This window comes from Hymenobacter coccineus, assembly GCF_001816125.1.
Lineage (GTDB): Bacteria > Bacteroidota > Bacteroidia > Cytophagales > Hymenobacteraceae > Hymenobacter > Hymenobacter coccineus.
On record NZ_MDZA01000011.1, the window covers coordinates 48,443 to 73,257 of the forward strand.

At 65.5% G+C, this 24,815-nt stretch carries 22 protein-coding genes; 7 read left to right on the top strand and 15 right to left on the bottom strand.

Annotated elements, in window-relative coordinates; all coding sequences use genetic code 11:
- The first annotated feature begins 324 nt into the window (after positions 1–324).
- Together BEN49_RS00920 and BEN49_RS00925 are read left to right on the top strand one after the other, a co-directional pair.
- Positions 325–1,002: a response regulator transcription factor gene (locus tag BEN49_RS00920; protein WP_070739449.1), complete on the top strand. Its 678-nt coding sequence runs from the start codon at positions 325–327 to the stop codon at positions 1,000–1,002.
- A 195-nt stretch (positions 1,003–1,197) separates the two neighbouring features.
- Positions 1,198–2,460: a sensor histidine kinase gene (locus BEN49_RS00925; RefSeq protein WP_070739452.1), complete on the top strand. Its 1,263-nt coding sequence runs from the start codon at positions 1,198–1,200 to the stop codon at positions 2,458–2,460.
- A gap of 97 nt (positions 2,461–2,557) precedes the next feature.
- On the opposite strand, the gene BEN49_RS00930 is transcribed toward BEN49_RS00925, so the two are convergent.
- Positions 2,558–3,022, bottom strand: coding sequence for a c-type cytochrome (locus BEN49_RS00930; protein WP_070739455.1), 465 nt, complete (start codon positions 3,020–3,022; stop codon positions 2,558–2,560).
- Between the two features lies 1 nt (position 3,023).
- Positions 3,024–4,304 carry a PQQ-dependent sugar dehydrogenase gene (locus tag BEN49_RS00935; protein ID WP_070739458.1) on the bottom strand — a complete coding sequence of 427 codons (1,281 nt, stop codon included), beginning with the start codon at positions 4,302–4,304 and terminating at the stop codon, positions 3,024–3,026.
- Between the two features lie 256 nt (positions 4,305–4,560).
- On the opposite strand from BEN49_RS00935, the gene BEN49_RS00940 reads away from it, so the two are divergent.
- The 3 genes from BEN49_RS00940 to BEN49_RS00950 all read left to right on the top strand — a co-directional run bounded on the left by BEN49_RS00940 (position 4,561) and on the right by BEN49_RS00950 (position 7,954).
- Positions 4,561–5,040, top strand: a complete 480-nt coding sequence (locus tag BEN49_RS00940) for a BLUF domain-containing protein (RefSeq protein WP_070739461.1) — start codon at positions 4,561–4,563, stop codon at positions 5,038–5,040.
- Positions 5,041–5,332: 292 nt separating this feature from the next.
- On the top strand, positions 5,333–5,701 hold the full coding sequence (locus BEN49_RS00945) for a hypothetical protein (protein ID WP_125916379.1): 369 nt from the start codon (positions 5,333–5,335) through the stop codon (positions 5,699–5,701).
- Positions 5,702–5,803: 102 nt separating this feature from the next.
- Positions 5,804–7,954: a glycoside hydrolase family 97 protein gene (locus BEN49_RS00950; protein ID WP_070739467.1), complete on the top strand. Its 2,151-nt coding sequence runs from the start codon at positions 5,804–5,806 to the stop codon at positions 7,952–7,954.
- A gap of 47 nt (positions 7,955–8,001) precedes the next feature.
- On the opposite strand, the gene BEN49_RS00955 is transcribed toward BEN49_RS00950, so the two are convergent.
- From BEN49_RS00955 to BEN49_RS27455, 13 genes are all read right to left on the bottom strand, one after another.
- Complete coding sequence (locus BEN49_RS00955; protein ID WP_070739470.1) at positions 8,002–8,880, bottom strand: SDR family oxidoreductase; 879 nt, start codon at positions 8,878–8,880, stop codon at positions 8,002–8,004.
- 109 nt (positions 8,881–8,989) lie between these two features.
- Positions 8,990–9,919: a helix-turn-helix domain-containing protein gene (locus tag BEN49_RS00960; protein ID WP_070739473.1), complete on the bottom strand. Its 930-nt coding sequence runs from the start codon at positions 9,917–9,919 to the stop codon at positions 8,990–8,992.
- 169 nt (positions 9,920–10,088) lie between these two features.
- A complete protein-coding gene (locus BEN49_RS00965; RefSeq protein WP_070739476.1) occupies positions 10,089–10,574 on the bottom strand; it encodes an XrtX-associated membrane protein in 486 nt (161 codons plus the stop codon).
- Complete coding sequence (xrtX, locus tag BEN49_RS00970; protein WP_070739479.1) at positions 10,558–11,103, bottom strand: exosortase X; 546 nt, start codon at positions 11,101–11,103, stop codon at positions 10,558–10,560. Before xrtX ends, BEN49_RS00965 begins: the two co-directional genes overlap by 17 nt.
- Before the next feature lie 211 nt (positions 11,104–11,314).
- Positions 11,315–11,530, bottom strand: coding sequence for a PID-CTERM protein-sorting domain-containing protein (locus BEN49_RS00975; RefSeq protein ID WP_070739480.1), 216 nt, complete (start codon positions 11,528–11,530; stop codon positions 11,315–11,317).
- Positions 11,531–11,631: 101 nt separating this feature from the next.
- A complete protein-coding gene (locus tag BEN49_RS00980; RefSeq protein ID WP_070739483.1) occupies positions 11,632–15,408 on the bottom strand; it encodes a T9SS type A sorting domain-containing protein in 3,777 nt (1,258 codons plus the stop codon).
- A gap of 33 nt (positions 15,409–15,441) precedes the next feature.
- Positions 15,442–16,353, bottom strand: a complete 912-nt coding sequence (locus BEN49_RS30345; RefSeq protein ID WP_317040372.1) for a DUF4331 family protein — start codon at positions 16,351–16,353, stop codon at positions 15,442–15,444.
- Entirely contained in the window at positions 16,298–17,236 is a 939-nt protein-coding gene (locus tag BEN49_RS30350; protein ID WP_317040373.1) for a DUF4331 domain-containing protein, read from the bottom strand. The genes BEN49_RS30345 and BEN49_RS30350 overlap by 56 nt, the downstream gene beginning before the upstream one ends.
- A gap of 655 nt (positions 17,237–17,891) precedes the next feature.
- Positions 17,892–20,228, bottom strand: a complete 2,337-nt coding sequence (locus tag BEN49_RS00995; protein ID WP_083325651.1) for a TonB-dependent receptor — start codon at positions 20,226–20,228, stop codon at positions 17,892–17,894.
- 139 nt (positions 20,229–20,367) lie between these two features.
- Complete coding sequence (locus tag BEN49_RS01000; RefSeq protein ID WP_125916381.1) at positions 20,368–20,760, bottom strand: hypothetical protein; 393 nt, start codon at positions 20,758–20,760, stop codon at positions 20,368–20,370.
- 140 nt (positions 20,761–20,900) lie between these two features.
- Positions 20,901–21,578: a HupE/UreJ family protein gene (locus tag BEN49_RS01005; RefSeq protein ID WP_070739492.1), complete on the bottom strand. Its 678-nt coding sequence runs from the start codon at positions 21,576–21,578 to the stop codon at positions 20,901–20,903.
- 9 nt (positions 21,579–21,587) lie between these two features.
- Positions 21,588–22,916, bottom strand: coding sequence for a tetratricopeptide repeat protein (locus BEN49_RS01010; protein ID WP_125916383.1), 1,329 nt, complete (start codon positions 22,914–22,916; stop codon positions 21,588–21,590).
- Positions 22,917–23,111: 195 nt separating this feature from the next.
- Positions 23,112–23,279, bottom strand: coding sequence for a hypothetical protein (locus BEN49_RS27455; protein ID WP_158022700.1), 168 nt, complete (start codon positions 23,277–23,279; stop codon positions 23,112–23,114).
- Positions 23,280–23,739: 460 nt separating this feature from the next.
- On the opposite strand from BEN49_RS27455, the gene BEN49_RS01020 reads away from it, so the two are divergent.
- Positions 23,740–23,985, top strand: a complete 246-nt coding sequence (locus BEN49_RS01020) for a hypothetical protein (RefSeq protein WP_070739501.1) — start codon at positions 23,740–23,742, stop codon at positions 23,983–23,985.
- Positions 23,986–24,139: 154 nt separating this feature from the next.
- Positions 24,140–24,673: an RNA polymerase sigma factor gene (locus BEN49_RS01025; protein ID WP_070739504.1), complete on the top strand. Its 534-nt coding sequence runs from the start codon at positions 24,140–24,142 to the stop codon at positions 24,671–24,673.
- Positions 24,674–24,815: the final 142 nt, after the last annotated feature.

The following is a 24,815-nucleotide window of genomic DNA, read 5'->3' on the forward strand; positions in this document are numbered from 1 at the left end:
TGGAGTAGACCGGCTATAGTGTACGGCCTGGCCGCCGCCGTCGCCGCTTTTTCAGCCGGCCGACCGCTTATCGTCAGGGAAAACCAGTGGTAGCTAGTCAAACTGGTAGGCCGGTTAAAAAAGCCGACCGACCGGACCATATACCAACTTGAAAACCGATCTAATTAGAAGAATTATTAAAAACACTTGGGGTCTACCCAAAAAGGGGGCGCAGCCCTGTCAGGAGGGACACGCCGGGCCAGCCCACAGATTCTCTCCAGGTTTGCTTCGTTTTTTCGCCCCCTGGCCGGCGAAACTTCCCGCCCGCGGCCAGATTATCTTTTTATGAAGCTCTTGCTCGTCGAAGACGAACCCGCCCTGCGCGCTGTGCTGCTCGAGTCGCTGCGCCCCGGCGGCTACGTGGTGGAAGTGGCCGCCGATTTTGCCCAGGCCTACGAGAAAATCAAGCTCTACCGCTACGACTGCGTGCTGCTCGACCTGACGCTGCCCGACGGCAACGGCCTCGACCTGGTGCGGGCCCTCAAGGCGGACAACTCGCCGGCCGGGGTGCTGATCTTCACCGCCCGGGACACCTTGGAGGACCGCATCGCCGGCCTCGACCTGGGGGCCGACGACTACCTCGTCAAGCCCTTTCACCTCTCGGAACTGAACGCCCGGCTGCGGGCCATCATCCGGCGGCGGCAGTTCCAGGGCCAGCACCACATCGTGTTCCGCGACCTGCTGGTGTGGCCCGATCAGGCCGAAGTGCTGGTCCGTGGCGAACCCCTCACGCTCACCCGTAAAGAGTACGACCTGCTCCTCTACCTGCTCGCCAACCCCGACCGTGTGCTCACCAAAGAAGCCATCGCCGAGCACCTCTGCGGCGACGCCGTGGACGCCGCCGACTCGTTCGATTTCATCTATACCCACTTTAAAAACCTGCGCAAAAAGCTTCAAGAAAAAGGCGCCGATAACTACATCCGCACCATGTACGGCGTCGGGTATAAGCTGAGCAGCGAGTAGGTTTTGAGATGCAGGTTTCGGGCGTATTGTTGTTTTGAACATCGGCTGTCATCCTGAACGCAGTGAAGGATCTGAGGACAGCCGAACGTTTTGCAGTAATTATTCACTGCGCGCCGTGCAGCGGTGAGTAGATCCTTCACTGCGTTCAGTATGACAGCAGGCATTCACCAACTCACTCATTCACCAACTCACCGCATGAAGCTGCTTGCCGCTACCAACCGCTACTACCTGGCCCTGGCGGCGGTGCTGTTTGCGGTGGGCAGCGGGGCCCTGTACGTGGGCGTGAACCAAGCGCTGCGCCACGAGGTGGGCGAACAGCTGGATATTCGCCGCCACGAAGTGGAGCAGCTGGTGCGTGCCGGCCGGCCGCTGCCGGGGCCCCCGTTCGAGTCGGGGCTGGAGGTGAGCGCGGGGCCCCGGCCGCTGGGTTTCGGCGACGTGCTGCTGCGCGACACGCTGGAGCACGAGTCGGTGCCGCACCGGCAGCTCACGTTTGCGGTGCGCCCGGCCGTGGGGCCCCCTGTATGGGTTACGGTGCGCAAGTCGCTGGTGGAAACCGATGACTTGGTGCGCGTTATCCTGGCCACCATGCTGGGGGTGCTGGCGGCGCTGCTGGGCGGCGCGGCCCTGCTCAACCGCTGGCTGACGGAGCGGTTGTGGGCCCCGTTTCGGCACACGCTGGGGGCCCTGCGCAGCTACGACTTGCAGCAGCACCGACCCCTGGCGCTGCCTACGCCCGCCATCGCCGAGTTTGCCGAGCTGAACCTAGCCCTGACACACCTCAGCCAGCGCCTGGTGGCCGACTACGAAAACCTGCGCGAATTCACGGCCAACGCCGCCCATGAAACCCAGACGCCACTGGCCATCATGCAGGCCCAGCTGGAGCAACTGCTGCAACTGCCGGCCCTGGAGCAGGACCCCGCCGCCGCGCCGCTGCTGGCCGAGCTGTACGGGGCCACACGCCGCCTCTCGCGCCTGCACCAGGCGCTGGGGCTGCTCAGCCGCATCGAGAACCGCCAGTTTGCCGCCGCCGCGCCGGTGCGGCTCGGCGAGCTATTGGCCGAAAAAAGCCAGCAGCTGGGGCCCCTGCTCGAAGCCCGGGGCCTAGTCCTGCACCTGCACGCGCCCGCGCCGCTGGTGCTGCACATGCACCCCGGCCTAGCCGATTCGCTGGTGCACAACTTGCTGCACAACGCCATCAAGCACAACGAGCCGGGCGGCGACGTAACGGCCATACTGGGCAGCAATTACCTGGAAATCAGCAACCCCGGGGCCGACCCGGGCGGCGACCCGGCCCGCTTCTTTGAGCGCTTCCGCAAGCACCGCGCCACCGCCGACTCGCCCGGCCTGGGCCTGAGCATCGTGCAGCAAATCGGGGTATACTACGGGTTTGGAGTGAGCTACGCCTTCGAGCCAGCCGGCCGGCGGCACGTGCTGCGGGTGCAGTTCGGGGCGTAGGGCCCTCCGCGCAATTTCTGACAAAAGAAACGGCCCGTTCGGGGCCCCCGCACCAATTAGCGGGGGCCCCGAACGGGCCGTTTTACTACGGTAAAAGCTACTTGCCGGCGGCGCGGGTGGCTTTCACTTCGGCCACGCTGATGGCACTGGCTTTGTTGCCGAACGAGTTGCGCACGTAGGTGAGCACGGCGGCCATTTGGGCATCGGTGAGGAAGTCGTGGGCCGGCATTACGTTGCGGTACGTCTCGCCCTGGATTTCCACTTTCTCCGCGAAACCGTGCACCAGGATGTTGGTTAGGCGCGCTTTATCGCCGAGCACGTACTCGGTTTTGGTGAGCGGCGGGTTCATGTTCTGCACGCCGCCGCCGTCGGCCTGGTGGCAGCTGAGGCAGTACTGGATATACACTTGCTTGCCCTGGGCCAGCAGCGCCGGGGCGGGGGCCCCGGCGGCGGCTTTGGGTTTGGCCTTGGGCTTGGTTTGGGCCCCGGCGGGCCCGGCGCCTGGCAGCGCCAGGGCCGCGACCAGCAGCAGGGAAGCCCCCAAAAGAGAAGAACGGATCATGCTACTTGTTGTAAACGATGCGGAAAATGGTGCCTTTTGAGTCGTCGCTCACGTAGAGCGAGCCGTCGGGGCCCTGGGCCAGGCCGCAGGGGCGGTGGTCGGCGCGGCCCGAAGCCGTTTTGGCCGCTGAGCCCGAAAAGTTGTCGGCAAACACCTCGTATGGGCCATTCGGCTTGCCGTCTTTAAAGGGCTGGAAAGCAACGAAGTAGCCCATCTGGGGCTCGGGGGCCCGGTTCCAGGAGCCGTGGAAGGCGATAAAGGCGCCGTTGCGGTACTTGGCCGGGAACATGGTGCCAGTGTAGAACAGCAGCGCGTTGGGGGCCATGTGGGCCGGGTAGGCGGCCACCGGGTTGATGTACTTGTCGGTCACGGCCTTCTTGCCGTCGCCGCCGTACTCGGGGGCCAGCATTTTCTCGTGCTTGGCGGGGTCGTAGTAGATGTAGGGCCAGCCGGCGTTGTCGCCGCCTTTTACGGCGTACATGCACTCGGCCGGCAACTGCGACGACGTTTTCTCGTCGTACATGGCCGGGAAAATGTCGTGTAGCTGGTCGCGGCCGTGCTGCATCACGAAGAGCTGGTTGTCCTTCGCGTTCCAATCGAGGCCCACCACGTTGCGCAGGCCGGTGGCGTAGCGCGTGCCCTGGGCCTGGCGCTGGCGCTGCCCATCGGCCTTGAACTGCCAGATGCCGCCCGCCGAGTCCAGCACCGGGCAATTTGCAATGCCCATTGAGCCCTTCTCGCGGTCCTTCACCTGGCACGAGTTGGAGTAGGCCCCCACGTTTACGTACAGGTTGCCGGCGTCGTCGAGCACGATGGACTTGCTCTCGTGCTCCTGGCCCAGCTTGAGGCCGGCCACCACCAGCTCGGGCTGGCTGGGGCTCACCACCTGGTTCTTGGCGTCGAGCTTGTAACGGTACACGTCTTTGTCGGACGAGGCGTACAAGTACCCGTTTTTCAGGTACATGCCCGTGCCGCCGTAGTTGCCGAAGCCGCTGGTCACGGTGGCCTTGCCGGTGGCTGTGGGCTTGAGCACCAAGATGCCGCCCTGGGCGGTGGGCTTGTTGAGCTTCACGTACACCGTGCCCTCGGGCGAGACGGCGAGGTGGCGGGCCTTGCCGCCGGTTTCGGCCACTACCAAGGCCCCAAAGCCCGCGGGCAGCTTCAGGCCGGCGTTGCCGGGGTCGGGGGCCACGCGGGGCGCGGCCGGCGCGAGGGCAAACAAAGCCGCGCCGCCGGCCAGTACGGCGGGCAGCAAGGCGTAGCGAAGAGCAGAAGTTTTCATGAGTAAAGAAAGGAAAAGAATGGCAAAACCAAGGCCTCGAGGCTTGTACTCCAAACGGCGGCCGGTGGTTGGCCTACAAGCCCCGGGCGGCGCCCAAAGTTTCCTGGGCCCCAGCCGACCGCCGGTCCGATAAAAATAAGACCAACCTTGCCAGCGATAATTCATTGAATATCTGTAAAAAAATGGCTTTGGTGCTCCTCCGCAGGCGGTTTGGCGGCGAACCTGCGCTGGGCGGGCTACGTTTCTTCGTACTCCCATGCCCACCCGCCCTTTTGCCCTGCACCACTTCGTCTACCTGAGCCGCGCCACGGCGCCGCTGGGCGTTGAGGCCTTGCAGGAGCTGCTGCACAAGGCCCGGCTGTTCAACCAAGCCCACCGCATCACGGGCCTGCTGCTCTACAGCGACGGGCCCGACAACACCCCGGGCGTGTTCTTCCAGATTCTGGAGGGACCCGAGGACGCCATCCGCAGCCTGATATCGGGCATTCGCCTCGACGACCGCAACACCAACCTGCAGGTGCTGGTGGATGGCCCCGCCGAGCAGCGCATGTTTCCGGACTGGGCCATGGGCTTCACCGCCCTCGTGCCACCCGACATGGAAGCCCTCACCGGCTACGTGGACCCTACCAAGCCCCGCTTCCTGCTGCCCCGCGCCCACGCCATGACGCCCGCACTGCGCCAGCTGCTTGCCGAAGTACTGGCCGAATACCCCCTCTGGCCCCATGGGCTCGACTAAGCGCAAGCGCAATCTATACCCCGAACTGGGTAGCCCGAGCGCGAGCCTTTCCGGTAGCCCAATCCCCCCGCGGAGATGCTCGCCGTGCCCACGTGCGGGTTTCCAAATCCAAGCTGCAAGCAATTTGCAACTTAATGCCTTCCTGGGCAATTGCAGCCCGATTCAGGCCGCTCCAGCTTGTATACTATGGCCCGATTTATGCCAAGGCCCGGGCTAAAAACTTCTGCGCCATGCCGTATTCGCTGCTGTTATCCTGGCCATTCGTCACCATTGGGCACGACGTGCCCCGGGGGTGGCTGTACGTGGACTGGCGGGGCCCCAAACCCGCGAATCGGTGGCGTGTGGCGCGGCGCAGGTGCAGTATTTTTTGCAAGCCACGGGCTGCCGCAAGCTGCTGAACGACAACACCAACGTGACCGGCCAATGGCTTCCGGAAAGCACCGGGTGGGTCATTAGCGAGCTGCTGCCGGGCCTGCACGCGGCCGGCCTGCGGCACATGGCCTGGGTGTACGCGGCCGATTCGGGCAGCTGGCGCTCGGCCGAGGTGACGCTGGCCCTGGCGGCGGCCGCACCCACGGTCATGGCCTTCCACGACGTGCCCGAGGCCTACACGTGGCTGGTGGCGGCGGGTGGCGCCGCCGCCGGGGCCCCAACCGCGTAGGGTGACGGCCGGGGGCCTGGGTTACCTTTGGGGCGGGGGGCGGATGTCCTGGGCCGGTTTGGCCCGCCCGCTCCCGTCCCGGTTTTCCTGCACTTCCCCGCCATGTCCCACCCGTCCCCCGCCCGCCGGTCGGCGCCCCGCCGTTTCTTTCGCCAGTCGTTGCTTTTGGTCAGCTTCGTGTGCTGTTGGAATTTCGCGCACGCCGAAGAAATTAAGTCGCCCAACGCCAACCTGGCGCTCACCTTTTCGCTGGAAGCCGGCGGCGTGCCCACCTACGCCCTCACCTACAAGGGCCGCGCCGTTATCAAGCCCAGCCACTTGGGCCTGGAGCTGAAAGAGGGCCCTGGGCTGACGAGCGGCTTTACCGTGCGCGAGGCAAAAACCACGGCCTTCGACCAGACCTGGACGCCGGTCTGGGGCGAAACCAAAACCATCCGCAACCACTACAATGAGCTGACCGTCACGCTCGCGCAGGCCGCCACCAAACGCATTATGGTGCTGCACTTCCGGGTGTTCGACGACGGGCTGGGCTTCCGCTACGAGTTTCCGAAGCAGCCCGAGCTGGCGTATTTTGTGGTAAAGGAGGAGCGCACCCAGTTTGCCCTGGCCGGCGACCACAAGGCCTTCTGGCTGCCCGGCGACTACGACACCCAGGAGTACAGCACCACTACTTCGAAACTGTCGGAGGTGCGCGGGCTGATGAAAGGGGCCGTGACCGGCAACTCCTCGCAAACCACGTTCTCGCCCACCGGCGTGCAAACGCCGCTCATGCTTAAGAGCCAGGACGGCTTGTACATCAACCTGCACGAGGCGGCCCTGATCGACTATTCCACGATGTCGCTGGAGTTGGACGACAAGACCTTCGTGCTCGAATCGCACCTCACGCCCGACGCGCAGGGCAACAAGGGCTACCTCCAGACGCCCTGCCTGTCGCCCTGGCGCACGGTTATCGTCAGCGACCGGGCCGGCGATATTCTGGAGTCGAAGCTGGTGCTCAACCTCAACGAGCCCACCAAGTACAAGGACACCAGTTGGATAACGCCCACCAAGTACGTGGGGGTGTGGTGGGAAATGATTACCGGCAAAAGCACGTGGGCCTACACCGATGGCGGCAACATCAAGCTCGATTCCATCAACTACGCCACCGTCAAGCCCAACGGCACGCACGCCGCCAACACGGCCCACGTGAAGGAGTATATCGACTTCGCCGCCCAGCACCACCTCGACGCCGTGCTGGTGGAGGGCTGGAACATTGGCTGGGAGGACTGGTTCGGCCAGAGCAAGGACTACGTGTTCGACTTTGTGACGCCGTACCCTGATTTTGACGTGCAGGAACTGCACCGCTACGCGGCCGGCAAGGGCATCAAAATCATCATGCACCACGAAACCAGCAGTTCGGTGCGCAACTACGAGCGGCACATGGAAAAAGCGTACCAGTTCATGAACGACAACGGCTACGCCGCCGTGAAGAGCGGCTACGTGGGCAACATCCTGCCCCGCGGCGAGCACCACTACGGCCAGTGGCTCAACAACCACTACCTCTACGCCATCACGGAGGCCGCCAAACACCACATCATGGTGAATGCCCACGAGGCCGTGCGCCCCACCGGCCTGGCCCGCACCTACCCCAACCTGATTGGCAACGAGGCCGCCCGCGGCACCGAGTACGAGGCCTTCGGCGGCAACAACGCCGACCACACCACCATCCTGCCGTTCACCCGCCTCATTGGGGGCCCCATGGACTACACGCCGGGCATTTTCCAGACGAAAATCAGCGCGTATAATCCCGGGAATAAGTCGTTTGTGCACAGCACCCTGGCCCGCCAGCTGGCCCTGTACGTGACGATGTACAGCCCGCTGCAAATGGCGGCCGACCTGCCCGAAACCTACAACAAGCACCTCGACGCCTTCCAGTTCATCGAGGACGTGGCCGTGGACTGGGACGACTCGAAAGTGCTCGAAGCCGAGCCCGGCGACTACATCACCATTGCCCGCAAAGCCAAGGGCAAGAGTAGCTGGTTCGTGGGCAGCACCTGCGACGAACAGGGCCGCACCTCCCGCATCAACCTCAGCTTCCTGGAACCCGGCAAAACGTACCTGGCCACGATTTATGCCGACGGCAAAAACGCGCATTACGAGAAAAACCCGCAGGCCTACGCCATCCGCAAACTCAGCGTCACCAGCAAAACCAAGCTCACGCAGTACTGCGCGCCGGGCGGCGGCTACGCCATCAGCCTGACGGAAAAGCGCTAGGGGCCCTAAAATGTAGCTTGGACTTTGTAGTCCGAGCTACTGATCGGCTACTTGAAGTAGCTGCCCTCCTCTAAATCGGCCAGCAGGCCCTTGTGGCTGGGGTGCCAAGCTAGCTGCTGCTGGGTGAGGGCGCTGGAAGCCGGCATGTCCATGCCGACGAAGCGGGCCATCCAGCCAAAGTGGTCGGCGGCCTCCGCGGGTGATTTGCTGGCGACCGGCACGCCCAAGTGGCGGCCGATGATGGCCGCAAGCTCGCGCATCGATACGCCTTCGTCGGCCACGCCGTGGTAGCGGGCCCCGGCCACGCCGTGCTCCAGCGCCAGCCGGAAGAGGTGGGCCGCGTCGAGGCGGTGCACGGCGGGCCAGCGGTTGAGCCCTTCACCTACGTACGCCGCCACGCCCTTTTGGCGGGCAATGTTGATGAGGGTGGGCACAAAGCCGAGGTCACCGAGGTCATGCACGGAGGCCGCCAGGCGCACCACCGACGCCCGCACGCCCTGCGCTACCAGCGCCAGCGCGGCCGGCTCCGACAAGCGGGGCGAAGGGCCGGGCGTGTCTTCTTCGGTGCCGAGGCGGCCCAGGGCCAGGCCTGCCAGCCCGGCAGTGACCAGCAAGGGGCGGCCCGAGCCGGCCAGCGCGCTGCCGAGCGTCTCAATGGCCAGTTTATCGGCCTGGCCCGCGGCCTCGTAGGCGGAGAAATCGTGGCCGTAGGCCGCGTGGATTACGCCGTCGGCCGCGGCCGCGCCGCGCCGCAGGCTGTCGAGGTCTTCGAGGGACCCCGGGTGGGCCTCGGCGCCCGCGGCGATGAGGGCCTGAGCGGCGGCCTCCGAGCGGGCGAGGCCGAGCACCTGGTGGCCCGTGCCGAGTAGTTCTTGAACGATGGCCGAGCCAATGAAGCCCGAAGCGCCGGTTACGAAAACACGCATGTGGTGGTCTGTTTGGGGTGATCAGTAAGTACCCCACAAAGGTCCGGCAGGCGGGCGGCGGCGGCGTTGCGCGGACCAAACCATCTGCTGAATAATTCAAACAATCGCACTATTCCCGAAAAGCCCCCGGCACCAGGCCCGTTTGGCGCTTGAAGAAGTTGCAGAAGTGGGCCACGTCGGCAAAGCCCAGGCTGCCGGCAATTTCCGAGGCGGTCCAGTTCGTTTGTTTCAGCAGCATCTTGGCTTCCTGCGCCACCCGGCCGCCGATGAGGGCAGTGGTGGTGTGGCCGGTCGTTTCCTTCAGCACCCGGTTCAGGTGGTTGACGTGCACGGCCAGGTGGCCGGCGTAGTCGGTGGCCGTGCGCAGGCCCAGCTGCTGCTGCGGGGTTTCCAGGGGAAACTGCCGTTCCAATAAATCGGCAAACAGGGCCCCCAGCCGAGCCGCGGCCGAGTGCGCCGGCGCCAGGGCTGGGGCCGGCTGGAGCTTTTGCCCCAGGTGAATCAGCTCCAGCAAGTAGGCGCGCAGTAGGTCATACCGATAGGCGTAGCTGGAGGCAATTTCCAGGGTCATTTTTTTGAAAATAACCTCGATGGCTGCGTATTCGTCGTCCGTGAGTGATACCACCGGGCAGCCGCCGGGCTGAAAAATCGGCAATTCGTGCAGCACTAGGCCCCCGTTGGCGGGCCGCAAAAACTCTTCGGTAAAAACGCAGAAGTACCCCGCCTGCGCTTGGTCGTGCGGCAGCCAGCGGTAGGGCACGCGGTGCGAGGCAAACCACAGGTTGTTGCCGGCCACGTCGAGCCCCTGGTCGGCGTACTCAATCCGGCTGCGCCCGCGAATCAAGCTGATTTTGTAGAACGCCCGCCGGTCGAACGTCATCGGCGGCCGGTTGCGGTAATCAAGCATCAGGTCCGCCACATTGAAGACGTTGAAATGCCCGATTTCCCGCTGCCGGTCCACTGGCAGCAGGGCCCCGGCCGCGGCGCCGGCTTCGGGTGCAAACTTGGTGTATAGCTCTTCGAGGGGATGAGACTTCATGGCGCTTGGTTGTAGAAATCAAAGGTAGGCTAAGCGCTTTGTTCCTGCCCGTGCAGCGGCTGCCCGGTTAGCATACTTGGCGATTCGCCACTGCTTGGGGGCCCTAAAAACGCATTTAGGCCGCTGGGCAAAACCCAGCGGCCTAAGCACGCATCAAAGCATAAAGCGGCTATGCTTCTGAAGGCGGGGCCCCCGGCTGGCCCAACAGGGCCAGCGCGTAGCCGGCCAGCAGCGCCAGCGGCGACGAGGCCGCGCCAATTAGCAAGTGGCCTTGCTCGGTGGCCGTGGGCCAGTGGCCGGCGCGGCCAGCGGCCAATAGCCCCACGCCCAGCACCAGCGCCACCCCGAAGCCTGCTACCACCCAGCGGGTGCCACGCCCGCGCAACAATACATGCAGGGCCCCGGCGCTGGCCCCGGCGTACAGCAAGTGGTACGTAACCGAGGCCGGCAGGCTGTGCTGGCTCAGCCCGGGGGCCCCGGCGGTGGGGGCAGGCCCGCCCACCAGGGCCCCGGGGACCCGCCACAGGCGCGTCAGCACCGCAAACACTTCTTTCTGAAACTGGCCCAGCACCACCAGCACCACCACGAACAAGGCCAGCGCCAGCCAGTGGGCCCAGGTGCGCGCCGGGGGGCGGAGCTTACGCGGCGGAGACATGGCCTGAGTGGCCGGCCGGCCGGCTACCCGTCCACCACGCCCACAGGCCCAAAATGGCCGCGTAGGCCACGAAGGTGAAGGTGTAGTGGTGGTTGAAATCGACGGTGTGGTACCAGTAGGTGTGGTTGAGGGCCAGCACGGCCACGCGCGCCACGTTCACGAAGTACAGCGCGATGATGCCCACCATGATGAACCAGCCCCGGCGCCGTCCGGTGTCGGGGTAGGCCAGTACGAAGCCGGCAAACAGCGCGTACAGCACCAGGCCGTTGCACGGGTCGCCCACCAGCACGGCCGGCTGGCCCGCCATGCGCAGCAGCGTGGGGGAGGTGGGCACCGTGCTGGCCGCAAACCCGCACACTTGCAGGCCCCACGCCGCGGCCCGCGCCACCTGCACCGAGAGGGCGTGGTCGAGGCGGCCGTCGGGGCCCAGGCCGTGCTCGTAGCCCAGCCACCAGAGCAGGTACAGCCCGGTGGCCACGGCCAGAAATCGCACTTGCGGCCGGACGGTTTTATTGAAAATAACAGCCATTTGAGTGTTGAGCCATTAGCTTCTAGCGGGTAGCTATTAGCTTTTTCGTTGAAAATTAGCTTGTGACGCTCGAATAAATATAGGATTCAAGCTAGGTCCTTGGTTGTCCTATACTAGTTGTCAGTTGCTAGTAGGCAGCCCAATAGGTGTATTGGGCCTGACAACCAGCAACTGACAACCAGCAACTAAAGCAAATGGGGCCCCGGGAAAGCTAGCGGGCGCGGCGGCGCTCGCGGAGCTTCTTCAGGCCGAGGGCTACGCCGCTGGCCAGCAGGATGGACGCGCCGCCGTCGATGGGTACGGCGGTGGGGGCGTTGGGCGTGGGGCCCCCCGAGCCGGGACCGTCTTGGGCCAGGGCGGGGGCAACGGCGAGCAGGAAGCAGGCAACGGTGCCGAACAGGGCGACGAACAGGATATTCTTTTTCATGGCAAAAGGAAGGTAAAAGAGAGGGGGAGATGAATCGGAAAAAGCAAGCCCAGGGCCACGCCAGGCGGGGATTGGGGCCCCCACCCGGCGCGGCCGGCAGGCTATTGGATGATGGTTAGGCGCTTCACCACTTTGGTGCTGCCGCCGGTCATTTGCAGGGTGTAAATCCCGAAGGCGAGGTGCGATACGTCGAACTGCGCCGTGGCACCGGCGGCCGTCATCGGCAGCGTGCGCTGCGACACTACCTGGCCCAGCTGGTTGTAGAGCGTGGCCGTGATGGGGGCGCGGCCCAGCTCGGCGGGGAGCAGCAGCGTGAAGCTGCCACGGGCCGGGTTGGGGTACAGCTGCACCTGCTGCGCCAGCGCGGCGGGGGCGGTGGCCAGCACGGCCGAGGGGCCGAAGTACAGGCTGAAGCGGCCCGGCATGGCCTTGGTGGCCGCCGTGAAGGTGTACTGGGGCTGCTGCTTAAGGTCGATGCGGGCCCCGGTCTGGGTATCCAGCAGCAGCACCTGCGTGTTGGCCGCGAAGTTGACGACGCTGGCCGCGTTCAGGGTGAACACGCCCGTGTTGGGCACCTGCACGTCGAGTGGCACGGTGGTGGCCACCGTGGCCACCAGCGGCGGCAAGCCGTTGATGGACAGCGCATCGGCGGCGGCGAAGCTGCTGATGCTCAGGCCCGACGAGCTGGGGAGCTTGTAGGCGTCGTACTTGGCGTCGTAGCCGGCCGTGGCACCTTGCTCGAAGTACACGTTGGTCTCATCGGCCAGCAGCAGGGCGGCGCCTTGCAGCTTCAGGTTCACCAGGGGCCGGGTTTCGGCGCCCCCGCGGTTGAAGCTCGGGGTAGTGGCAAACGTGGTGACGCGGGCGGCGTTGTTCAGGGCGAGGCTGCCCGTCGTCTGCCCGGCGCTGACGCGGGCGAAGAAGCCCTGCATGGCGGAAATCTGCGGGTTGCCCACGCCGTTCACGTAGCTGCGGTACTGGCCCACGTATTGGCCGGTGCTCTGGTACACGTACACGGCGTCGTCGAGGTTGGTGCGCGTCACGCCGTCCACCAGGCTAAAGTCCAGGGGCGAAGGGTAGGGGTTGCCCAGCAGCTGCCAGCCGCTCTGGGGCAGGGTGCCGCGCATCAGGTTCGTGCGGCTCTGGGGCCCGTTGTTGAGCGTGCCCGTGAGGTCCACCACGGCCGTGGCCGGAATGTTCACCGCGTAGCCGCTCATGATGCCCATCGGGTCGCTGCCCGTCGGCACCACGAAGCCCATGTCGAAGGCGCTCGTGGCGTTGGCGCCGCTGGTCACGCGGGCCTGGTCGTAGCCGAACACGTTCGGGTAGGGCGTCACGGCCCCGGCGTTGGCCCCGGCCGAGTTGTAGGCCTGGTTGAAGATGGGGCTGAAGCTAGGCGTGTTGGTGCCCAGGTCGTTGAGGGTGGTGTTGGCCACCGGCGAGCTGTAGTGGCGGTAGCCCGGCCCAGCGTTGAAGGCCGGGTCGATGGCGCGCTGCATGGTGGCGGGCCCTACTACGGCGCCGCTGGTGTTCACCACCAGGGCGGTGCCGGCGGTGGGCGTCGAGAGCAGCGTCAGCGGCTGGGCGGCGCTGGTGTTCAGGTTGCCGCTGGTCAGGGCCAGTACTTGGGCGACGCGCACGCCGCCGTTGTTCAGGGTCAGGCCGGCGGCGTTGTTCACCGTCAGGCTGCGCACCTGGCTGGGCAGGCCCGTGCCGCTCAACTGGGCGTCCAGGCCGTTAAACTCGTACGTGGCGTCGGGCGCAAACGTCCGCGTGCCGCTCAGCTGGATGGAGCCCGAGGCCCCCGAGGCGGCAATGCCGGCGGCATCGCAGATGCGCAGCGTGGCGCCGGGCATCAGCACAAAGCTACCAGCGCCCATTATGGGGAGGCAGTTGGTGGCCAGCACGCCGCGGGTGTTCAACACGCCGCCCGCTTGCACGGTCAGGGTACCGTTCACCACGATGGGGCCGTTGAAGGCCGCCACGCCCGTGCCGGTAATGGTGATGTTGTTGTACGTGCCGGCTTCCACCGGCATGGCCGTGCTCACGGTCAGGTTCGGGATGATGATGGTGTTGGTCGGGCCGCTGGCCGAACCCGTGCCAATCCACGGCGTCTGCACGTAGGGGAACGAAGTCCGGAAAGTTGTGTCGTTCCGTTCCACGCCGGTTGTAAAGGCCAGCACGCCGCCCAGCTGGGCCGTTACGGGCGAGGCGCTGGCGGGCGTGTAGTCGTCGTACCACAGGCCAATGGCGGCCAGTACCACGCCGCCCACGGCTTTCAGCTCAATCTGGTCCACGGCGTCCTCCAGGCGGCGCCCGTTGGGGAAGCCGTCCATGTTGGGGATGTTCTGGATGCCCGTACCCGCAAAGCGTGGGTCCGTTAGGCCAAGCACAGCGGCCTGCAACAAGCCCTGGTTGCTGAAATCGGCCGAGGTGCGCGGGGTGGCGGGCACGGCCATGTTCAGGCGCAGCATGTCGCCGCCGGGGTTGGTGCGGCCCGCCGCCGTCAGGGGCAGGAAGTTGTTGATGAACGGCTTGCCGGGGGATAGCGGGCTGCCCTTGGGCTTGCCGGTGGCGAGCTGGTAGGGGGGCAGGTTGGGCACGCCGGTGTGGAAGATGGGCTTGATGTCCACCGAGCGGGGGCTCTTGTCCACGAGCAGGTAGTTGCCGAAAGCGTTGTCGGCCAGGGCCGTGCCGTCGAGGGCGGGGTTGCCCTTCAGCGGGAACAGGCCCCCCTGGGTGTTGCCGAAGTCGAAGCCGTTGGCCGGCAGGCCGGGGAAACCGGCCAGCGACTTGGTTTGCACGCTCAGGGCGGTGAGCTGGGGCACGGCCCCGCCAAACAGGCGCTGGTCCACGTACAGGCCCAGCTCGGGGTTCGAGAGGTAGGCGTCGGTGGCGGCGTCCTCGTTGTAGGGCGTCAGCGCGTTCCAGCGGTCTTTGCCGCCGATGGGGTTAATGACTTCGTTGGTGAGCGGCATGCCCAGGCGCGACACCTGCACGTAATCGCCGCTGGCGCCGTTGCCGGCGCTGGCGCTCAGCGTCTGCATGGCCGGGCGGCTGGCCGAGGCCCACACGCCAATCACGTAGTCACCGTCGAGGATGTTGGCGGCGGCCGTTACGGCTTTGCCGTCCTTTTGCAGCGTGACAACGGGAATGCTCAGGGCGATGGAGTGGCAGTTTTTGCGGGCCAGGCCGTCGGTGGCCCCGGCGGGGCGCAGGTTGGCCAGGTCAAAAATGGCGCCCAGGTCGGCGAAGAACGGGTCGTCGGCCGGTCCGCAGAATACCTGCTCGCCGCCGCCGCCGCTGGCGGGCGTCACCGTGCGCTGGCGCAGGTCGGTGTAGGAGGGCTCACTCAGGCCCACGGCCGAGTTGATGGAGCGGGGCCCAATGTTGTTGGGGGCCACCACGCCGTCGGTCACGATGGCCGAGAAGGGGCCCCCGTTCACGCTTTTTTCGCAGGTGTAGGTGGTTTTGAGGTTCTGCTTGTTCAGCCGGATGTTGAAGAACGTGCTGGGGTCCTCGTTCATCCGCTTAAAGGTGAAGCGGTAGGTGATGTCGTCGCCGGCGGTGGCGCCGTTGTTTTTCACGTGCACCTCGTAGCGCACGTTCTCGCCAAACGTCGAGTAGTTGGGCCCCCCGTGGGGCAGCTCGAACGGAATGTAGTTGGCGATGACCACCACGCGGCTCGCGTCGTTGGGGTCTTTGAAGGCGTAGAGGTCGGTATTGTCGGCCACCGGGTCGTCGGCGATGAGCGGCGCTTCGCGGTGGCTACTGGCTTCGAGGGGGGTGTGGGCCGTGCTCCACACCGAGAGCCCAACGGCCGCCGTCACGGCCACAGCGGGCAGCAGCAGGAACTTGGGTATAAATTTAGGATTCATTATAGTCGGACGAGTCAAAGTGAAGAAAATGCGTTAGCGGCGGATGCGGTAGCCCTGCCATGGCGTCTGCACGTAGGGGAAAGTCGCGCGGAAAGTGGTGTCGTTCTTCTCCACGCCCGTGGCGAAATTCAGGACCCCTTTCAGCTGGGGCGTCACCGGCGAGGGGCTGGTGGGCGCGTAGTCGTCGTACCACAGGCCAATGGCGGCCAGGGCCGCCCCGCTAACGGCTTGCAACTCAATCTTCACTACTTCGTCTTCGAGGCGGCGCCCGTTGGGGAAGCCGTCCATGTTGGGGATGTTCTGGATGGCGGTGCTGCCATTGTAGCGCGCGTCGGTGAGGCCGAGCACGGCGGCGGCCAGCAGGCCCTGGTTGCTGAAATCAGGCGAGTTGCGCGGCGTAGCGGGCACGGCCATGTTCAGGCGCAGCATGTCGCCGCCGACGTTGCCATTCGTGTTGGCGGCCAGGGGCAAGAAGTTGTTCACGAACGGCTTGCCCGGAGCCAGGGGGTTGCCGCCTTTGCCGGTGGCGAGCTGGTAAGGGGGCAGGTTGGGCACGCCGGTGTGGAAAATCGGCTTGATGTCCACCGAGCGCGGCTTGCCGGCCACGAGTAAGTAGTTGCCGAAAGCGTTGTCGGCCAGGGCCGTGCCGTTCAGAGCCGGGTTGCCTTTCAGCGGGAACAGGCCCGATTTCGTATTGCCGAAGTCGAAGCCGTTGGCCGGCAGGCCGGGCGTGCCCGCCAGCGACTTGGTTTGGATGCGCAACGCGGCCAGGGCCGGCACGGCGCCGCCAAACTGCCGGTCGTCCATATACAGGCCCAGCTCGGGGTTCGAGAGGTAATCGTCGGTGATGGCCGCTTCGGCGTAGGGCGTGGTGCGGTTCCAGGCGTCCTTATCGCCGATGGGGTTGATGGCTTCGTTGGTGAGCGGCATGCCCAGGCGCGACACTTGCACGTAGTCGCCGGCGGCGGCGGTGGGGCCCCACGGCGCTCAGCGTCCGCATGGAGGGGCGGCTGGCCGAGGCCCACACGCCAATCACGTAGTCGCCGTCGAGGATGTTGGCGGCGGCCGAAACCGGCTTTTTGTCTTTTTGCAGCGTGGCAATGGGGATGCTCAGCGCAATGGAGTGCACGTTGTACTGCGCCAGGCCGTCGCGGGCCCCTTGGTTGATGCGCAGGCCGGCCAGGTCAAACACGGCCCCGAGGTCCACGAAAAACGGGTCGTCGGAAGAGCCGCAGAACACCTGCTCGCCGCCGCCGCCGGTGGCGGTGGTCACGGCGCGCTGGCGCAGGTCGGTGTAGGAGGGCTGGTTCAGGCCCACGCCGGTGCTGATGGAGCGGGGCCCGATATTGTAAACCGGCACCACGCCGTTGGTAACGATTGCGGTGAAGGCCCCGCCGTTCACGCTTTTCTCGCAGGTGTAGGTGGTTTTGAGGTTCTGCTTGTTCAGGCGCACGTTAAAAAACGTGGTGGGGTCTTCGTTCGTGCGCGTGAACGTGAAGCGGTAGGTGATGTCGTCGCCGGCCGTCGCGCCGTTGTTTTTCACGTGCACCTCGTAGCGGATGTTCTCGCCGAAGGTGGAGTAGTTGGGGCCCCCCTGCGGCAGCTGAAACGGGATGTAGTCGGCGATGAGCACCACGCGGTCCTTGTCGTTGGGGTCCACGAAGGCGTACACGTCAGTGTTGTCGGCCAGCGGGTCGTCGGCAATCAGCGGCGCTTCGCGGTGGCTGCTGGCTTCGAGGGGCGTGTGCCGCACGGTGCTCCACACGGAGAGCGCCGTAACGGCCCCAACCCCCACCATCCACTGGAGAGGTTTAGTAAAACTTTTCATAGGGAAACGATGGGTGAGAAAAAGTGAAAAACCAGCAAGCAACAAAAATTAACTAATTGTTTAACAATAAGTTAATAACAAATATGGACGTGGCGAAGCCGGCACTGGGTTTTGCCAGTGGGGGAAGCGTGACGGGAGCGTGGGAAGAAAAAAACGGCCGGATAAAGGCCGACAACGTGACTGATTGCAGCGAAACGGTAGCGGCGGCACCGGGAAACCGGCACTGGGCCCCCTACCCGGGGAAGCGAAAAACCAGGCAAAACGGCGATAACCGTAGCTCAGCCTGGCATAGCAATGGGAGCCGATGGCTCAATAGCATGCAATAAATTATATCCTCGCGTGGACCTACGATGCCCACCCCGCCTTGGACTTACCGGCAGGAACTTTTTTTCAAAAAATATATTGGATAAGTTCAAATGGCCTGGCCCGGCCGCGCCACCAAGTGGCACAGGGCCCCAGCAAGGTGCTTTAACGCAAAAAAAACCGGCGTGCTACGGCCGGTTTTTATTTTGTGAATAAGCACTTTGAATCCCACGGCAATGCCCGCGCCCGGGCACGAAGCCGCCCGGCACGCCGCCGCGTACCCAGCCAAGGCGCGCGGCGGTGCACCCAGCGTCGAACCGCCGCGGGCGTCGAATCGGAAGGGCACGCCAGGCTAGAAGAATACGCTGGCGTTGGCCTTTAAGTAGAAGGGCGTGCCGGGGGTGAAGTTCAGCTCGTTCACCGACTGGGTTTCGCCGCGCAGCTGGCTGTCGGTGGCAAACTGAGCCTCGTTCCACGCCACGTTTAGCAGGTTTTGCATCTGCACGCCCACTTGGTAGCGGGGGCGGGTGTAGGCGGCCACAGCGTCGAGCAGGAAGTAGCCCCGGGCCCGGATGCTGTTGTCCTCGATGGCCGCGCGGCTGTCGATGTGGCGGTAACGCAGGCTGGCGCTCAGGCCCTTGGGGCTGCGCATGGTGAGGCCCCCAATGCTGGTGAAGGTGGGGGCCAGCGGGATGTGGTTGTTGCCCTCGGTGGCGTCGATGATGCGGCCGTGGCTGTAGTTAAAGTCGCCGTCGAGGAAAAACCGGGACGAGAGCTGGTAGCGGGCCGACACGTCGAGGCCGTAGCGCTGGGTGGGCCCCACGCTCTCGGTAGTGCCCTCGTCGCCGGAGTACACCAGCTCGTCTTGCAGGCGCAGGGCCCAGAGGGCGGCGTTCACCACCAGCGCCGGCACGGGCTTGAAGGTGCTGCCCGCTTCGGCCCCGAAGGCGCGGGGCAGGGCGTTGAAGCTGCCGCTGCCCTGCACCACGCCCCGGGCATCGTTGGAGTGGAAGCCCAGCCCCGAGCGCACAAACAGCTGCACGGCCGGCGAGGCCTGGTAGTAAAAGTTGAGCTTGGGCGAGACCCGGCTCCGCACCACGCGGCCCGCCAGGGGCCCCGGCGCGCCCGTCGAATCGGCCCGATGCCCCCGGAAATCGAACACGAACAAGTCGGCGCGCAGGGCGGCGTTCACCGTTAGGCGGTCGGTCAGCTCCAGGGTTTCGTCCAGGTAGGCATTCACGTTCTGCTCGTGCAGGTGGCCCAGGCTGAGGATATCGAGCACGCGGCGCTGCACGGCGGTGCGCAGGCCCAGCTCCGAATCGTCGAGGCGGGTGCCCAGGCCCAGGGTCGAGTGCAGAGCCCGGCGGCCGAGGCGGTCGTCGCGATCGTAGGTGCCGGTGTAGCCGTAGAGGTTGCGGCCGGTGTCGGTCTGCTTGATCTCGTCGCCGTTCACCGGGTCGTTCTTGAAGAAGGTAAAGTTCGAGAACAGCGTGAAGTTGTAGCGCGCATAGTACACCTGCTGGCGCAGCACGGCATCGTGCGCCAGGGCGGTGGTGAGCACGGCGTAGGCGTTGGTGCGGTTGGTATTGCCGCCCTCGCTGGCGTCGAGGCTGCCGAAGCGGGAGATAAGGCCCTGTTCAACGGCGCGGTCGGGCACTTGGCCGCTGGCGTCCCAGTTCGAAGAAAAGTACGAGCCGAAGAGCGTCAGCGCCGTTTTAGCGGAGAGCTGGCCGGTGTACTTGGCCAGGCCGTTGAAGCGCTTGAAGTGCTGCGGGTTGTCGAAGTAGGCGTTGGTGAAGTTGTACTCGGTGGCGATGTAGGCGCTTTCCGGCTTGCGGCTGAGCAGGTGGTGCGTGCCCAGCAAGTCGAGCATCACCAGGGCGCGGCGGGTGTCGTACTGGCCCACCTCCAGCTTCACCTGACTGCGGTCGAGGCTGGTTTTGGTGCTAAACTCGCCCGCCCCGGCCGTGGCAAAATCGCCGAACCGCGCCGTGTAGGGCCCCTTGTACACCTTCAGTTGCTCCACCGTTTCGGGAATCACGAAGTGGAAATCGGCGTAGCCCTGGCCGTGGGCGTGGCTCACCATGTTCACCGGCAGCCCGTCGATGCTCACCGCGAAATCGGTGCCGTGGTCGGCGTCGAAGCCGCGCACGAAAATCTGCTCGGCCTTGCCGCCGCCCGCGTGCTGGGCAATGAACAGGCCCGGCACGAGCCGCAGCAGGTCCTGGGCCGAGTTCACGGGCCGCAGCGTCTGGTCGATGTGCGAGATGGCGGCCAGCGTCTGGTTGGGGTCGCGGGGCTGGCGCACGGTCACTTCGGCCAGGTTCAGGGCCGTGGTGGCCAGGCTGACGGCGAGGCCCCGGGTTTCGCCAGCCAGTAGGGTTACCGGGGTGTTTTTCAGGCGGTAGCCCAGGGCCCCCAGCCGCAGCTGGTAGGTGCCCGCGGGTAGGCCCGGGAGCCGGAACTGGCCGAGGGCGTCGGTGGCCGTGCCGCCGGGCTGGCCCACCAGGCCCACGCTCACGCCCGCCAGCGGCTGGCCCGAGAGCGAATCGGCCACGGTCCCGCGCAGGGCGGCCGGGGCCTGCGCCCGGGCGGCTGGGGCCCCCAGCAGCAGCACCGCCAGCACGGCCCACGGCCCCGCCGCCGGCCGCCGGCTCACCCGTAATTTTAGTAAAAGTGAAGCAAGCATAATGCGCCAAAAACGACGGCGGCCCGGGCATAAACCGCCCGCACCGTGCGTCTGGTAGAGGAAAAACAAGAAAGTGGGACCCCGGCGCACTGGCCGCGGCTTCCCAAACGCGCCCGCGAATGGGCGCTTGTTTCCGGTTTTATCCCCAGCAGGGTGGCGGCGTTGGGGGCCCTGCAAACCCGATTTCTTCGGCCACGGGGCCGCCCACCGCGGGGGCCCCGGCGGGCAACTGGGGCCCCCGCGGGGCCAGCGCTAGCGCCGCGGCCACGGTGCAGTGCACATCCAGCCCTCTGAGCTGGGCCAGGAAGTGCAGGCCCGAGCCGGCGGGCAGTTTGGCCTGGGCGGCCTGGGCGCCGTTGCAGCGCTCGAAGCAGTCGAGGCGCAAGTAGTTGCGCTGCTGGCACTCCAGGCTGTGCACGTAGGGGTGGGCCGCCGAAAAGCGCGGCACCTCCGGCCGGCTCGCCACCAGCCCCGCGCCCACCACCAGCAGGTAGTTAGCCAAGAGTAGAAAGGCGAGGAGGGAACGGCGCATGTCGGTTGTTAGTGCTCGGTTGGCAGTTTTTAGCCTTTATTATCAATGCCCGTTATTCGGGAATAATTCTGTTGATTACTGCCGCAGAAAGGAAGATCCATCATGCGCGGTATGATGATCATAGTACAAAAAAGGTATGTTCAAGTAAAAAACACCCGCTGTACCGTCCAAAACGCCGCCACTAGGCCGATGGCGGCCGACACCGGTACCACCACCCGGGCGTGGTACCAGGGCTTGCCGGCTGCCCAGCGCCCGATGAGAGCCCAGGCGAGCAAAATGACCGATACCTGGCCCAGCTCCACGCCCACGTTGAAGGAAATGAGCGAGCCGAAGTAGGCGTTGCGCGGCAGCCCCAGCCCGGTGAGGGCGCTGGCAAAGCCCAGCCCGTGCACCAGCCCAAACCCGAAAACCACCGCCAGCCGCCACGGGTTGAGCTTGCGGCTGACGATGTTCTCAATCGCCACGAACAGGATGGACAGCGCAATGACCGGCTCCACGATGCTCGACGGCGGCCGCACGAAGCCGTACATGGCCAGCCCCAGCGTGATGGAGTGCGCCACCGTGAAGGCCGTGGCCTGCCAGAGCACCGGCCGCAGCCGCGGCTCCAGGATGTAGAGGCTGAGCACGAACAAGATGTGGTCGAGCCCGAGCGGCAAAATGTGGGTATAGCCGAGCTGCAAATACGTCCAGAACACCTCCGTGCGCGAGAGCTTGCTCAGGTCGGCGTCGATGACGTGGGCCGCGGCCGGCAGGGCCCCCAGCACCAGCAGCGGCACGGCGGCAACGAGCAGCAGGTGGCGGGCGGGCGGGCGGCGCATGGCGGGGCCCTAGCGCTGGGCCAGCAGTTTCTCGCCCTCGGCGCTCACCTCGGGGTTGAGGTAGGGCGCGGTTTTGAGGGATTTTTCGAGCAGGGTGTGGCCCTCGGCGGCCTGGCCGGTTTTGAGGAGGATGAGGCCGGCGCGGGCCAGCAGCACGGGGTTTTGGGAGCCGGTGCGGCGGGCCACTTGCATGTACTTGGCGGCTTCGGCGTAGGCCCCGCGCTTGTAGTACACCCAGGCCAGGGTCTCGTTCACGTCGATGTTGTCGGGCCGGCGCTTGTACTCAATCTGGGCGTGCGCCAGGGCCTTGTCCAGCGCGTTGGTTTTGAGGTAGGCGTAGGCCAGCTCGCGGTCGGCGTAATGGCCCAGGGCCTCGTTGTCGTTGGCCTGCTGGGCCGCGCTGGCCAGCATGTCGATGGATTCTTGGGCCATCTTATTGGCCTCGGCCGGCTGTTTGTTCTGGCGGTACAAGTCCACCAGTTCGTCGGTAAAGGCGTAGTCTTTCACCTCGGCCCGCGCCTGGCGGAAGTTTTGGATGGCGGTGGCGTAGTCGTGGTGCGCGGCGGCCACCCGGCCCAGGCCGGCCAGGGCGTAGGCGTAGCCGGGCCGGTCGGCGAGGGCGTGCTGGTAGCAGGCCGCGGCACTGGGCAGGTCGCCGCTCACCTCGTACAAGTGGCCCAGGGCCACACGGGTCCACTCGGTTTGCTCCAGGCCGTCGAGGCCCGCTTTCACAGCCATGTCCATTGCCTGGATGGCCCCGGGCACGTCGCCCCGAATCTCGCGCAGGTAGCTCACCCGGGCGTAGGCCCCCAGGTCGGGGCGCACCTGGTTCATGCGGTCGGCGGTTTTGATGGCGTCGTCGTAGCGGCCCAGCTCCACGTTGGCGTCGGTCAGCAGGCCGTACACGAAGCCGCTGTTGGGGTTGATTTCCTGCGCCTGCTGAGCCAGCGCCAGGCCCTGCGAAAAGTGGTGCTGCGTGAGGCTGATGGACGCCTTACAGGCCAGGGCCTCAAAGTTGTCGGGCTCGGCGGCCAGCACGTCGTCGAGCAGCTGCACCGCGGCGGCGTCGTAGTAAGGGTGGTCGCCGGTCACGCGGCCTTCCTGCATGTAGGCCTGGGCCAGCAGCAAGCGGCTTTTCTGGTCGGTGGGGTCTTGGCGCAGCTTGGCCAGCAGGCCCTGAATGGCATTTTTCGTGTTCACCCACTCGCCGCCCAGGGCCAAGCGGCCGTGGCGCTCCCGCAGCTCAGGCGCGCGCAGGTCGGGCTTCTTGAACACGTAGATGGCTGCTACGAGCGCGCCAAATACCAGCAACAACACGGGGTAGAGGTATTTTCTCAAAGCGCAAAAGGGTAGAGGGTGGGAAGGGAAGAGGTGGCCGGGGCCCCGGGGCAAGCGGGGAACAGGGCCCCCAGTGCCAAAGCCGTAAAGCTTCGAAAGGCCAGCAATGTACGGGGCAACTTCCTGATTGGCTTTGGGTTTTGTCAGTATTTTTTTGTGCGCTAAAAAGCCGGGTTTTGGGGCCCTGGGGCGGGCCTACATTTTAGCCTTCATCTTGCCCTTGCCGTTGGCCATTTTGGCCTGCTTCCGCGCGGCGCGCTTGGCCTGCGCATCGCTGGCCGATGGCGCGCCCTTGGTGAATACTTCGCCAGCCGGTACCGCGCCGCCGGGGTTGCCGGGCACGGGGGCCGTGCCGCTGGGCACGGCGTTGGGCGAGGCCGTACCGGCGCTGGGTGCGGTCTGGGCGGGGGTGGTTTAGGCGGGGGCTACCCCGATGCTGCACAAGCCGGCAGCCAAAAGCGAGAGAAAATTTTTTATGAAAAAGGCCGTTACGGTGGTTGGTGCCTCCACTACCCGCGCCGCCCGCCGGGCCTACCCCAAAAAAACCGGGTTGGGGCCCCCAGCGCGTGGCCATACCAAAATAAGGTGGCACCAGTGCTTGTTTAGATAGTAGACTTGTTCCTCAGTAAGAAATCAGTGGATTTCCAAGCGGTATTTGGAGCCAGAAACATTGGCTTCTCAAAGAGTCCGCGGATACGAGCTTAGTCTGGCAAGAATGGATGTTCAGCGTTCAAAAGCAACTGAAATTTTCAGCCGTTTCTTATTCGGGAACAAGTCTATTATATAAAATATATATATTTACAAAAAACCTAATAATTGTACCGTGCCTTCAACTATTCTGCATTGGTTTGCCGCAACGAGCCACTCGGGTGAGGCCCAGCGGCGGCAGTCGCTGGCCGATGCCCGCGCCCGCGTGCAGGCCTGGGGCGAGCCTCAGCGCAACCTCTCCAGCGACTTGTACGAGGCCTACGCCGCTGGGGCCCTGAGCTTGCTGGAGTTGCGCTACGCCATCGAGGGCCGGTGCCACCGCCGCCGCACGCCGGCGTGCTGGCGCCTGCTGGCCGCCTAGCCGGCCCATTCCGCCGCCCGTCCACTACTCGTTGCCACCGCGGCAGCACGCCCTTGCTTGCCCCGCCGGCAGCCGGCTGGCTTGGGCGCGAAAGGGCAGCGAGCCTGCGCAGTAGCTGACGGGCACCGCACCCCTGCGCACAAGCGCTCGTTTGATGTCCGAGGACGAAACCGAATTAGTGCAGCAGCTCCGGACCGGCGATGGGGAGGCGATGGCCCGCTTCTACCGGTGCTACCGCAGGGCCCTGCTGGCCCAGGTGCGCCGGCTGGTGCACGATCCGCAAAGCGCCGAGGATGTGCTGCAAGAGGGCTTCCTGAAGGTATGGCTGGCCGTGGGCACCTACGACCCCGCCCGGGGCCGGCTCTACACCTGGGCCGCGCGCATCTGCGTCAACGCCGCCGTGGACCACCTGCGCAGCCGCGCCGTGCGCCAGAGCCGGCGCACCACGCCCATCGCCGCGCTGGCGCTGACCGGCACCGAGCCCGCGGCGCCCACCACGTTCCGGCCCGAGCACATTGGCCTGGCCGACCTGCTGGGCCGGCTGCGGCCCGAACACCGCCGCACCCTGGAGCTGCTGTATTTCGGCGGCTACACCTACCCCGAGGTGGCCGAGGAAATGGCCGTACCCCTGAGCACCGTGAAGACGTGGGCCAGCACCGCCAAGCGCCACTTGGCCCGGTGGATGTAGGGCCCCCGGGCTCATCCTTATAAACGGCAAACGCCAACGACCCGCGTGGCGGCCATTGGCGTTTGGGAAGGGGTAGCAGGCGGCGCGCTAGGCGGCTGCGGTGCGCGGGGCTTTGGCAGCGGAGGGTTTGGTGGCGGGGCGC